Annotated in this window: 10 protein-coding genes; 1 reads left to right on the top strand and 9 read right to left on the bottom strand. The window is 56.0% G+C overall.

Annotated elements, in window-relative coordinates; translation table 11 throughout:
• Positions 1–8: 8 nt before the first annotated feature.
• Together BUB22_RS07840 and BUB22_RS07835 are read right to left on the bottom strand one after the other, a co-directional pair.
• Positions 9–1,610 carry a hypothetical protein gene (locus BUB22_RS07840; RefSeq protein ID WP_073114643.1) on the bottom strand — a complete coding sequence of 534 codons (1,602 nt, stop codon included), beginning with the start codon at positions 1,608–1,610 and terminating at the stop codon, positions 9–11.
• 81 nt (positions 1,611–1,691) lie between these two features.
• Positions 1,692–3,197, bottom strand: a complete 1,506-nt coding sequence (locus BUB22_RS07835; protein ID WP_073114642.1) for a B12-binding domain-containing radical SAM protein — start codon at positions 3,195–3,197, stop codon at positions 1,692–1,694.
• Between the two features lie 51 nt (positions 3,198–3,248).
• Here BUB22_RS07835 and BUB22_RS07830 point away from each other — a divergent pair, with 51 nt between their 5' ends.
• Positions 3,249–3,893 carry a toxin-antitoxin system YwqK family antitoxin gene (locus BUB22_RS07830; RefSeq protein WP_083535458.1) on the top strand — a complete coding sequence of 215 codons (645 nt, stop codon included), beginning with the start codon at positions 3,249–3,251 and terminating at the stop codon, positions 3,891–3,893.
• A 57-nt stretch (positions 3,894–3,950) separates the two neighbouring features.
• Here the strand turns inward: BUB22_RS07830 and BUB22_RS07825 are convergent, their stop codons facing one another.
• From BUB22_RS07825 to BUB22_RS07795, 7 genes are all read right to left on the bottom strand, one after another.
• The gene (locus BUB22_RS07825; protein ID WP_083535455.1) at positions 3,951–4,694 is read right to left on the bottom strand and encodes a DedA family protein; all 744 of its coding nucleotides are present in this window, start codon (positions 4,692–4,694) and stop codon (positions 3,951–3,953) included.
• A 42-nt stretch (positions 4,695–4,736) separates the two neighbouring features.
• Complete coding sequence (locus BUB22_RS07820) at positions 4,737–6,365, bottom strand: outer membrane protein assembly factor BamD (protein WP_073114640.1); 1,629 nt, start codon at positions 6,363–6,365, stop codon at positions 4,737–4,739.
• Positions 6,366–6,461: 96 nt separating this feature from the next.
• Positions 6,462–8,084, bottom strand: a complete 1,623-nt coding sequence (locus tag BUB22_RS07815) for a peptidase associated/transthyretin-like domain-containing protein (protein ID WP_073114639.1) — start codon at positions 8,082–8,084, stop codon at positions 6,462–6,464.
• Positions 8,085–8,106: 22 nt separating this feature from the next.
• Positions 8,107–8,733: a hypothetical protein gene (locus tag BUB22_RS07810; protein ID WP_073114638.1), complete on the bottom strand. Its 627-nt coding sequence runs from the start codon at positions 8,731–8,733 to the stop codon at positions 8,107–8,109.
• Positions 8,730–10,121 carry a hypothetical protein gene (locus BUB22_RS07805; RefSeq protein ID WP_073114637.1) on the bottom strand — a complete coding sequence of 464 codons (1,392 nt, stop codon included), beginning with the start codon at positions 10,119–10,121 and terminating at the stop codon, positions 8,730–8,732. The genes BUB22_RS07810 and BUB22_RS07805 overlap by 4 nt, the downstream gene beginning before the upstream one ends.
• Positions 10,118–11,701, bottom strand: coding sequence for a carboxypeptidase regulatory-like domain-containing protein (locus tag BUB22_RS07800; RefSeq protein WP_073114636.1), 1,584 nt, complete (start codon positions 11,699–11,701; stop codon positions 10,118–10,120). Before BUB22_RS07800 ends, BUB22_RS07805 begins: the two co-directional genes overlap by 4 nt.
• Entirely contained in the window at positions 11,698–12,447 is a 750-nt protein-coding gene (locus BUB22_RS07795) for a hypothetical protein (protein ID WP_175547263.1), read from the bottom strand. The genes BUB22_RS07800 and BUB22_RS07795 overlap by 4 nt, the downstream gene beginning before the upstream one ends.
• Positions 12,448–12,501: the final 54 nt, after the last annotated feature.

The raw sequence follows: 12,501 nt of genomic DNA, 5'->3' as shown, positions 1-12,501 counted from the left end.
TAAAAGTTTTAGGGGTTATCTTGTGGGATTTCGTCATTCTCCGCAGGAGAGCCGTTTATTTCTGGATTTATTTCTTTGTCAGGATTGGTTGCTTTTATGTTGCCGATATTCAATTGGGCGATTGCTTTCTCATTCAATATAGGCTGTTGGACCAAGTTCATGTATATGAGCAGGATGATTATTGCAAATATGTCGAAAGCGACCTTGAAGATAAAAAGGTATGGTATAATGGGAAAAAAGAATGCCATGAAAGCTACAAAGCCTGCAATTTCTTTGACTGTTTCTAATGTAATTATTTTAAAGATTATGAATATTATTAGGGAGCCTAGTAATAGGGGGGATACGGGTGTGCTTGTTGGTATTGATGAGGTGTCTGTTCTATGTGTGTCAAGAACTTCTTTTTGATGAGTGAGAATGTCTTTGAAGATGAAGCATGTCAAAAGCTGGCCGATGCCAAGGAGTAGTGAGCAAGCAACGGCAATCTTGGGTGAAAAACGGGTTCCTGTAAATTTGCGAAGATTTCTTAAAATGTGGTAAAGCCATTTACAATAAATTGATACCGCCGAAAAGAGCATGAAAAATATCAACAGAGATAGAATTGGGTATGCAAAAAAACATAGACCTACTAAAAAGTTTGAATTTAAATTGAATCCGATGATGAAAATGAAAAATATGAATATATCGGTCTTGAGCATTATTGAAATAGCTTTCTTTGACCTGTCAATCAGTTTTTCTCCACGCAGGACATTCTCTTGAAAATCTTTGTCGAGAAAATCTTGCGGTTGTGAGTCGCTATTGACTGGTGCGGTCTCTTTGCAAATTATGCTGGCCTCCGCTCTGTCGTTGTCGCTGTTTTGTTCTTGGGTGCCGTTGTCTGGTTCGGTGCTGGCCGCAGTGTCGTCGGGTGCGTCGGTAAGCTGAATGTCGGTTGGTGAGTCGGCTGTGAAGACGGCATCCGGCAGGGAATAGAGCGCGCTCGTGTTCGCGGTGATGGTGCGTATGATCTTGATGTAACTTGCGAAAAGGAGAATGAGGAACGCGATGAAGCATCCGATGGAGATGTGGCTGAGAGCGGGGCTTCTATTGCCTAGTATCAAGAAAAAGGAGGCGTAGATGGCGATGCCACCACCGAGTATGCCGGGGAGTGCCCACCGCGGAGGGGTTTCGCTTTCGAGATTGTTCCTGTCGAGCGTCTCCTTTTGTCGCGTGAGCAGTTCCTTGAGTATGAAAAAGTGTATAAAAGGGAATAAGGGGAGAATCAACGCGCTGGAGACGTCTTCCCACGGGACAAGCTTTGCTTCGGAAACCCGGTTCAGTTCTTTTTCTGCGTGGATTAGCCATCTGCTGCATTTATAGATGGCGATGCATAACGAAACTACGGCAAAGAGAGGCAGGATGATGAAGGGCAGATAAAAGGGGAATGCAATTGCCGCAACCAGCCATCTTGCGCAAAAATCCACGAACCCTCTTCTTAATTCAGGGTCAATGAAAAGGCTTGCAATCCATGCGATGGCAACGGAGGCTACAAGGCTTAGAAAGAAAAATTTCAGCCAGCACAGGGCTTTCCCCGCGCGCAAATCGCATTCCGTTTCGCACTTCTTGCAAATCATGCTGGCCTCTGCGGGTCAATGTAGAAAAAATCCCGGCGCAAAGGCCGGGATTTAAATAAGGTTGGTTTGCCTGTCAATCCGCTATGGCTTTATAGTCGGGGCCTGGCGCGCCACAGGGGCGAGCTGCCCGTGCTTGCGGAACAGGTGCTTCACGAGCGTTCCGAATCCACGCATCACGCGGTAGCGTTCGCGCGGGTTCTTGAGGGCCATGATTCCCTGACGCAGAATGTAGCTCGGACGCAGGTAGAACTCGCGGCGGGCCTTGTCGCAGAAGTCCACGAGGGCCTGGCTGCTGAGTTCGCCGCGCTGGATGGTGGTGCGGTGGAACCCGTCCTTGTCCAGCCACTGGTTATAATCCTTTGTCTGTAATGCGCCGCTTTCGAGGGCTTCCTTGTAGGCCTCGGTACCGGGGTACGCCATGATGGGGTAGAACTGCGCGGTGTTCGGGTTCAACTTCTTGGCGTAGTCGAGCGTCATGCGGAGAGTCTCCGGAGTGTCGCCCGGGTTACCCACCATGAAGCAGCCGTGCACCAGCAGGCCTGCCTTGCGGGCGTTTTTCGTGAACTCGATTGCCTTGTCGGTATTCTTCACGCCCTTGTGAATGTTCTCGAGAACCACAGGCGAAGCGCTTTCAAAACCCACGCACATCTCGCGGCCGCCCGCCTTCTTCATCAGCTTGAGCAAGTCGAGCGGAACATCGGCGCGGGCGTTGCAGCTCCACGTAATCTTGAGGCCGCGTTCCAGAATCAGGTTGCAGATTTCGCGCACGTGCTCGTGGCTTGCGGTGAACGTGTCGTCTTCGAAGAAGACTTCGCCCAGATCTTCGAAATTGTCCTTGATGTACTGCAGTTCGTCCACCACGTCCTTGGGCGTGCGGCGGCGGAACTTGTGGCCGTTGAGCGTCTGCGGAATCACGCAGTAGCTGCAGCGGTTCGGGCAACCGCGCCCGCTCAAAATCACAATCAGCGGGTTCAGGTTCGCGCCGTAGAAATATTTCTTGTAGCAGCTGTACAAGTGCTTGCGGTAAACTTTCGAGACCCACGGGAGTTCGTCCAGGTTCTCGATCTTCGGGCCCTCGGGCTGGAAGTCTGTGGTGCCGTCCTCCTTGCGGAAGGCGAGGCCCGCAATCTGGTTTACGGGAACACCGTCGCCGCGCAGGCTCCTTGCGAGGTTCCGGCAGGTGTAGTCCGCCTCGCCGATAATCACGAAGTCGAGCGCGGGTTCCATCTCCAGGCTCTCGAGCGGCTCGGCGGTGGCATGCGTACCCATGATGGCGACCTTCACGTTCGGGAGCGTATCCTTGATGGCACGCACCACCTTGAGGTCGTTCAGAATGCTCGGCGTGCTCGTGCTGCAAATGACAAGCGCGGGGTCAAACTTCTTGATGCCGTCCAGTGTCTTCGGCAGGTCGAGTTCCATGGCGGGGCTGTCGATGAGCTGGATTTCGTTACCGTCGGCTTCGACAGTGCCGGCGGCGTAGCTCAAAAACATGGGCCAGTAAAGAGTGCTCGATTTGGTCACGCACGGACTGCGCGACTCGCGACTGAACATCGGATGGAACGGAGGATTCAAAAAAGTAATACGCATAAGCAACTGCAAAATACATAATTCTCGACGATAAAACTACATTTATCGGTGATGAGAAAAGAAATTTTCGTGTTACTCCTGTGTTGCGGATTTCTCAATGCCTTCGCCGCACCTGCAAAGGCCCCGAAGAAGCCCGCGGCCAAGCCCGCATCGCAAGGCGGGGTGGAACTGGACACCGTCCGCACTACGCTTGATGACGGGACGCTGGCCCGCCTGTACACGGTGCAGAAGGGGACCGACATCCGCGAGGGGGTTTCCTACACGTATCACCCCAACGGCAACCTGGCGGTCGAGGCCCCGTACAAGAACGGCAAGCTCGATGGCGTGTTCAAGAGTTACTACGAAAGCGGCAAGGTCTGGCAGACCATCGGTTACAAGGAAGGAATCGAGGACGGGACCAGCACGGAATTTTACGAGAACGGAATCAAGAAATCCCGCGAGGTCTACAAGATGGGCGTGCTTGACGGCGCGAGCGAAGTGTGGAGCGAACGCGGACTGCTGGTGCGCACGCTGCCCTACGTGAACGGGCAAATCCACGGTGTCGCAAAAATCTACGACGACCTCGGTGCCATCAAGGAAGAGATGACGTTCGAGAAAGGGCTCCGCAACGGGCCGTACCGCCGCTTTACCAAGGGCGTCAAGACGCTCGAGGCGATTTTCGAAAACAACCGCTGCGTCAAGAACTGCGACTTCTAACTAGTGTGAAGTGTGGAGTGTGAGGTGTGGAGTGTGAAATGACGGATTTCACGCTTTCTACTTTTTCGGCTTGAGCGCGCACCAGGTCATGTAGCCGATAAACAATACGCCGAGCCCAACGAGTCCGATAGAAAGCTCGTGGCTGTACGCCTGAATCAGGTCCTTCTGCCCGTGGGCGATGTACCCGAGGACTGCGAGGATGATATTCCAGAAGAGGGCGCCGATGGCGGTGTAGAGCGAGAATGCCCAGAGCTTCATCTTGGAAAGGCCCGCCGGGATAGAAATCAGCTGGCGGATTGCCGGAATGAGCCTGCCGACGAGCGTGGAGACTGCGCCATGCTCGAGGAAGAACCTCTCGGCGTTTGTTACTTTGCCTGAATCGAGAAGCAGAAAGTGCCCCAGGCGGCTGTCTGCGAATTTGTACACAATCGGGCGCCCGAGGAGCTTCGCGAGGAAGTAGTTGACGAATGCACCCGCGAGTGCCCCGAGGGTAGCGAAGAGCACGATGAACACGATGTTCAGGCCCGATTCCGGTTGCATCGCCTTGTATGCGGCGGGCGGCACCACCAGTTCGGACGGGAAGGGGATGAACGAGGATTCCACCGCCATGAGGAGAGCGACGGTGCCGTAGTTCAGGTTCGCGTTGTACCAGTTGATGACCTGGTCGTAGATGCCGGTCTTCGGGGTGCCGTCGGCGGTCGCGCCTTCTTCGGAGGTGGCTTCTGCAACGGCTTCGACCTGGGCTGCCGGACTTGCCTGCACCGTGCTGGAATCAACTTGCGCGAACGTCGCGAGGCTCATGCCTGCGACAAGAAATGCGAGTAGGGCGAAATTTTTCAAGGCCTATCTTCTCTTCTTGGACTTTGCTTTCTTCTTGCTTGCGGCCCTCTTGGCCTTAGCCTTCTTGCTCTTCGGCGTCGGCTTTACCTCTTCCTCTTCTTCCTCTTCGGGTTCCTCGACCGCCGGTTCCTCTGCAGGAGGTTCGACGTATTCGGGGGCCTGGTATTCTATCTGGGAAGGAGCGCTGTTGTTTGCGCCCTTGAGTGCGGCCTTCGCTTCTTCGACGTACTTGCCGTTCGGGAAGCGCTTCAGGTAAATCTCGTAGTCCTTCATGCGGTTGCTGTTGCGGACAAGTTCAAAGATGCCTGCTTCGGCCTCGTCCCTGAATGCCCCGTTCGGGTTGTCGTTCAGGTAGGAGAGGTATGCCTTGAAGGTGTTCTGCGCCTGTATCTCGCGGAACTTGTGGTATTCGCTGAGGGTCCTAATCTTGGCTTCGACTTCGCCACGGCGCGGGGAGTCGGGGTAGTACTGCAGGAACATCTCGAGCATTTCGGGGTCGTTGCTTGCCATGACCTGGTCAAAGCGGGAATCTTCCTGGCGTACTTGGTATTCCTTCAGCTCGATCTTGCCGGTGTCGAGAGTCGCGTAGAGCTTTTCCTTCGTGGCGAGGTCCGCCGGGTGGCAGAAGGCGAGGAAGCTTTCCAGCACGTCGGAGAACTGGGTCTTGGTGTAGGCGTCGCTCATGTCGGGCAGTTCGCCGTTCTCGTCGAGGAAGAACCGGTAGTCGCGCTCGATGGCCATGCAGTCCCAGTCGCTGAGGGTGTCCTTGACTTCGCTGTTGTCGCGCAGCACCTGGTCGCGGTCGCGCAGGGTAAAGCGCATGCGGCGGTCGCGGCGGCTTTCACGCCCGAAGTCGAACGAAAGTTCGAGGCCCACGCGTACGGGCCACTTGTAAGAAACCTTGCTGAAGGTGATTCCCGAGAATCCGGAGGACGGGGTCGGGTTTTCCTTGTCGTACTTGTAGGGGTAGGTCGCCATCATGTCTTCGTAGGGCAAAAATTCCCTGCGCACGTTGATGCCGATTTTCATGTCCACGTCCTGGAAAATCTCGGTGATGCGGTATTCGAGAGCGCCAGAGACAAATGCCGTCGGGACCATCTCGGTGTGGTCCTTGGTGCTGGTGGAGTAGTTGTCCACGAAGGTAAAGAAGTGGAACCCGTAGCCGCCCAGCACGCGAAGGTCAAAGTCGCCGCCGAGGTTGAACGAGAAACCGCCCACCACGGACGGGGCGTATGCGCGGAACGAGAGCGTGCGGCCTTCGCCCGCTTCGGAAAGGTCGTGCTTTTCGTCTTCGATGCGCTTGCCGTCGTCGTCGACACCCCAGTAGGCGGGGTCGCTCGCAATTTCACGGAACTGGATGGAGTTGACTTCGGCACCGAGCCAGAAGGTAAACGGAATATCGGCCTTGAACAGCGGAGTAAAGAAGGGGTTGAACAGGAAGCCCACGCTCACGGGGATGGTGAGGAGTTCCTTGTCGATGGGCTCTTTCAACAGTTGCGGTTCTTCGGATTCAAAGTGAATAAAGGCGGGTTCGGCCTGCAGGTACATCTGGGCTCGCCAATTGGAGCGCTCGAAATCAGCCGCATAGACCGCCGTGGTCAAAAGCATGAATGAAATAAGTAGTTTACGCATCGCTCTAAATCTAGTTTTTTAAAAAGCAAAAACGGACGGCTGTCCGTTTAAAAAAGTGTTTTTTTGCCTTTTTTACGGCGAATTATGCGATTCTTGCTAGAAGGTGAGGAAAAGCCCCAGGCCAAATACGGCTATACCCGCACCGATGAGGCTCCCGCCTATGATGCTGTAGCGGTCGCCCGTGTCCACGAGGTCCTTGTTCTTCTGCTTTTTGCTGTTGTAGTTCTCGCCTTTCGCGGCGCTCGGCATCTTGAGTTCGGCCTTGATGTCGTCGGCGTCGTCGTAGTTCTGCTGGGCGAGGTAAAAAAGGAGTGCACCCGCGAGTACCGGGGCGACGGAAGAACCCATCAGCACTTGCCCGATAAAAGATTTGCGGCGTTGCTTTACCCATTCCTCCTGCTTCTTGATTTCTTCGAAGTCGGTGAGGTGCTCCATCGAGATGTCGAGATTGATTTCGGAGACGGGGGCAACGTAGAAACTCACGAGCGTATCGCGGTAGCCTTCCCGGCGGAGGCGCAGGTGGGTCATGCCCGGATTGGTGAGCGAGATGATTTTCGGTGTCGTGCCGATGGACTCGCTGTTGCGGGTAATTTCTTCCTGGCCCGGGAAAATCTCTGCGCCGACCGGGTTCGACACGATTTTTATTTCGGGAATCACCCGCTTCAGCTTGAGCGAGACTTTCACCGTATCGCCGGGGAGCGGGCGCACGAAGGTCTGTGCGCCCCACAGGTGCTTATCCACGTTCCAGTACGCGTTTATCTCAATCTTGCCCGTATCCGTAACGGCGAAGGTACAGGGAGACTTGCAAATCGCATCCTTTTCGGGGCGCGAGATGGTGGCGGATTCCGGGTCGGTTTCCACGTGGATGTAGCTGCGCTTGCGCTTCGAGGGTATGGGGAACCCGGCAGCCTTCTTGACGAGGTTCACGAGGGCGCCATCCTTGACGGCATCCTGCAGGAGCGAGTCGAGCGAGAGCGTCACCTGCTCTTTCGAAATGGTGGGGAGTTCCTCCTCGTAAAGCACCCGCGTGATTTCCACGTTCGCGGAATCTGGGTGTGATGCTCTTGAAATCTTCCCGAAGTAGATATCCTTCACGCCGTATGTCTTCCAGTAATCCTGCACGCAGGCGCGGTCGTTGCATTGCGGGGTGGCGCTGAACCCGCGCATTCCGAACCGCGGGTCGAGTTCGCGCATTATCTCGAAGGTCACTGCCGTAAGGAGGCTCGCCTTGCCGGAATCTACGCCGTCGGTTTCGAATTCGACGAATAGTTTGTCTGGAATGTAGTCGCCTGCGGCCGGCTCGGGGTTTGTGCCTGCGGGCCGTTCGCTACCTGTGTCGAGCCCGGCGGTGTCACCTTCGGGCGTATCGCCTGCGGTGTCGCCTGCGGCGGCCTCCTCATTTACAAACCCGGGGGCGTTCGGGTCTACCGGCTCGTATTCCTGCGCGGGATCTGCCTGGGTGGGTGCGCTTGGGGCCGCAAGGATGTTGTTCCCGAGGGAATCAAGAATGCTCTTGAACTGGCTCTTCGGGAACTTCAGCACGGTGAATTCGTTCTTGATATAGCCCCCGAGGCTCACGGTATCGTTTGCGATGCCGAGGAACTGCGCCTTCTGTTTTGTGCCCGAGACAAGCTCGACCATAACCGGCATGCCCTGCGGGTCTTCCGCAAATGCGTGCGATAAGAAACTTGCCGCTAGAAGGAGGAAAATCTTTTTCATGGTGCTGCTCATGGTTTACCCGCTAAAACGAAAGTATCAAGCCGAATCCGAGGAGTGCTACCCCCGCAATGAATGTCCCTACGGTGACTTTTTTTGCCGATTCCGCGTCATCCCGGTATTCCCCGTAGCGCTCCAGGTTGCGCGCATATTCGTCGCCTTCCCGTATGACGCTCTTCTCGATAAGGTCTTTCTTGTCGTTCGCCTTGCCGATGTTGTATTCGGTGACAAGCGCCGCGATTCCGCTTGCGACAAGCGGGGCCGCCGATGCGATGGCGAGCTTGAAGCCTATGTTCCTGCGCGTGCGGTGCGAAAGCGCCTTCTGCTGGCGTTCAAGATACACGTCGTCGTAACTGGGCGAAAGCGAAACGATGAGGTACGATGTATCCTTGTCAGAAACAGTCACGTTGATGGTCGTGTCCCTGTAGCCGGGCTTGAATATGGTCACCAGCACGTTGCCCTCGCCAGCGGGAACCTCGATGTAGCCGGGGAGGCTTACGTCCGGGTTCGCGGCAAAGTTCTTGCGGGTGGAATTCACATAGGCATCTGCGTACGAGGGGTTCGTCGAGATGTGCAGATACCTGTGCGCCTCCTGTGCAAGGGCGAGGGAGGCGAGAGCGAGCGCGAATATCAGGGGAAACTTCGAAATCATCTTTCCCCCGAAAGTTCGGTGAATGGACCGTCTATGTAGAGCGTGTCGAGGAATCCCTGCTTTGCCCTGGTTTCCCAGAACACCTTGGGGTTCATGTTGCGGGCGTTGTCCTCGACAGAAATCCGGATGGTACACCCGACAAAGCACCTGCTCCTGAACTTGATGAACGGCTCGTCGTAATTGAATTCGACGGAATCGGAATCTACGGAAACGTGGATGCGGTTGGGGTTAATTCCCGTGCCGTCATCGAGAACGTAGAAGGCGATGCTGTCGTTGAAGCCAATGGCGTTGCTGAGCGGGGCCACCTGCGGCTGCACATGGTCCTGCATGTGGATTGTATCCACGATGGTCAATGCGCCGGCGGACGTGTTCACGATAACGTCGTCGGACAGGAATTCCTTCCTGTTGCCGTCGTCGACATGGATGCGGATACCGGTCTGTGCCGCGACCTTCGTGGTGAAAGTCGTCGGGTTGGTCTTTGAATTGAGCTGGGCGAGCGTGTCGCCGGTACTGCTTGTTACAAGGAGCCTCGTGTGTATCGACATGTTGCGCAGATTGTCGTACACGACAGGGATGCTGATGACCGCAGAATCGGTATGCATGAATAGCGTGGAGAAATAGAAGATGTCGGTGGAGTCGCGTTCCTCGAAGCCGTCATCGGTAGAAAGGATTGCCTTTACGCCCCAGTATATGGAAACGGACGTGTCGCGCTCGGGGTGGGCCATGATGTAGTTCGTGAGGGAATCGCCCAGGAACGTGCCGTTGAGAGTGGCGCCTTCGTTGCAGTCCACCTTGCCGATGGCGTTACGCCACACGTTTTCCCTGTCGTAAGCCGCGTGCACGTAGCACGTGGATTTTTCCCAGGGGTCGGCGCCTGCAAGGGTCCAGCGGAGTTCCACGCTGCTGTTCGGGCCGGGATACACGCGGTTGAAACCGTTGACCGGGGCGATGATCTCGACAGAGACGGGGGTGTTCACGTAGATGTTCACTGTATCGCGCAGCGTGTCGTTCAGCAGGTCTACCGTCTCGAGTATCCCGCGCTTTAACCCGGGTGTCGAGAACTTGTGGCGCAGGGGCGAGATGTTGTAGTTCTCTCCGTCGATAATCCAGTTGTGGTTCAGGTAGAGTTCCTCGTCGGCATCCGTGGAAATAAACTGCCCGTCCAGGCTGTATGTCGCCCAGAATTTCACGGACTGGTTCGTGTCGAGATAGACGTTCGTTGCGGGCGAGCCGAAGTTGTAGGGCTGCCCAGCAAAGCGGTCGGGCAGCACAAAGATGTGCTGGTCGAGTGTAGGCTGGTCGCTGTCTTCGACCAGGTGCGAATCTCCGCAGGCAAAGAATGCGACCGCGGTTGCGAGCATGGAAATCACGGAGGCTAGGCGTTTCATGGCGAGCCTCCCGTAGAGTTGTTCCGGATGAGTGTCCAGCGCTTCCACTGCGTAATCCCGTTCGTGTAGCGGATCCCGCTCATGATTGTGTTTTCGCCCTCGTTGAATTCAATTTTCAGGAACGTCTGCGAGTAGAGCGGAACGTCGTTTGCGTACTGCGCGATTTTGCGGTTGCCGAAGTGGAAGTAGAACGTGTCGGGCTTGAATCCGTAGCGGTTGTTGTCCAGGATGTAGAGGCGGACGGAATCGCTCGTGATTAGGGTCGGGTTGGGGTTCGACCTGAACCAGGAATCAGCCCCCTCGATGACGTAGTTGCGCACGGTCTTGTTCTTGCTCGCGTCGATGGCGACAATATCGAGCAGGCGCCTGTTCCATGTGCGTGCGGTCGAGGGGAGGATTACCGTGAACGTGTCGCCCGAAACCGCTGTCTCGGTAAGGAGAGTGGATTCCAGGAACGCGGAAACGGTCAGCTGGGAGGAGGGCGTACCGGAATCCAGCACGAGGAACTTGAGCGTGTCGCTGTAGTCGAGCGTGTCAATTTTCGTGAATGCTGAGCCCGCGGCAAGCACGGCAATGTGCGGGCGCACGGTATCGCGCAGGGTAATCGTGTCCAGGTCAAGCACTTCGCCCGCCTGGAGCGTAACATCGAACGTATCGCCGGCAAAGTCGGGATATTCGGGAATGGAAACCTCGATGCTGTATCTGCCCGCACTTAAGGGCGATACGGCGAATGGCCCCGTGGTAAGGTTGTTGTTCGGGAAGTCTTTCGTGAGGACAACCCGATCGAAGGTGTCGCGTACGGTGACGTTCACGCTGAAATCGAATTGACCCGAGCCGCTTGTCGCGGCACTCGTGGTGACCGCGCCCGTAAGGCCCGCCTCGCCGATGCCACCGCGGGTAAAGAAATCCCCGTGGATTTTTTCGCGCGAAGCAAACCCGAACTCGTTTATCGCCTGTACGCTCCACTGCAGGTGTTCGAGCGGCGGGAGGTCGCCCCAGTAGGTAAAGCCCTGCTCCGGAACTACGGTATCGACAATGCCCTCGATGGTAAAGTGGTAGTAGAGGGCCGCGATGGAATCCGGGTCGTAGGCATCCCACGCGAACGAGACACCGCCTGATGTCGGGAGCCCCTGCGAGTGCAGCGCGGGGATGAACTTGTTCTCGTCGAGTACCGGGGGGTTCGAAATGAGCAGGGAGAGCGTGTCCGAGAGCGTGTCGCCCAGGTAGGTCTCGAGGAAGAACGCAATCTTGTGCAGGCCCGGCTCCTCGATGCTCTTGCGGAAACTGAAATCGTACGAGAGAGTCTCGCCGTCCATGGTCCAGAGGTAGCGCTTTATCTTGATGGACTTGGAGGGGAGTATGTTCGCGATGAAAATGAGCGTGTCGGCGGGAGTGAGCGTGTCGGACTTCGCCCGCGTGCTGCTGGAATCGAACGAGAACGCCATCTCGGCGGAAACCTCGATGAATGTGGACTGGTCTTCGTCATAGAGGTAGTCGTCGCCGTTGCTGCATGCCGAGAACTGGCCCGCGAGTGCGAACGCGAGCGTGAACGCGAAAATGGTACGGAAGGCGCGCATCATAGGCTGCCCCCGAGTGTGTCGAGCATGTAGAACCTGTAGACCGGGAGCGTATCCGCATCGCCGAAGGAATCCTTCACCATAATCTGGAACGTGTGCTCGCCCTCGCCGAATCCGGACTGCATAATCTCTTCGAGACGGCCTACGGGGTACTCCACACCGTCAATGACGAGCGTGTGCTCGAGCTTGTTCTCGTCGAAGGAATCGAAGTCGTAGGATTTCCACTTGAACCGGAAGGATGTGTGCACGTTGCCGTAGAGCGTGTCTCCGTCAGCCGGGATGGTCTTGGTGTAGAGCGTGGGGGCCATGTTCACGCTGACCTTGAAATCCTTGCGGATGGTGTTCCCGACCCCGTCCGCGACCTCAAGCGCGTTCGGGATGTCGTGTATCTTGGGCGAACTCGGGATTGTGTACGTGAGGCTGTCGCCGATGACGGTCGTGGAATCCCCGATGCAGTACAGCCAGCGGAACGTGAGGCTGTTCTTGAACTGCCTCGGATAGACGGAAGCCTTGATGACGGCCGAGTCGTTCGGGCGAATCTTCAGAAGCGTGGAATCCTGGTTGCCTTCCTGGAACAGGAACACGTCGACGCGTTCCACGTACTGGCTCTCGTTAGGCGCGTCGGGGAGGTCAAGGCAACCCAGGAGCGCAAGCGCAACGACCACAAAAACCGCCCCGCACGCGATGCGGAAACCCTTGCGCATACCCGCGGGTGTCATCCGCAGGCTGTGAGTCTCTTTTTTCTCCACTGGGGGTAAATGTAATTAAAAGCGGACGAATGTTTTGTACAAATAACTATATTC

The organism is Fibrobacter sp. UWCM (assembly GCF_900129735.1).
Taxonomy (GTDB): Bacteria; Fibrobacterota; Fibrobacteria; order Fibrobacterales; family Fibrobacteraceae; genus Fibrobacter.
Note: the sequence above shows the minus strand (reverse complement) of the source record. Positions and strands in the feature narration are given on the sequence as shown.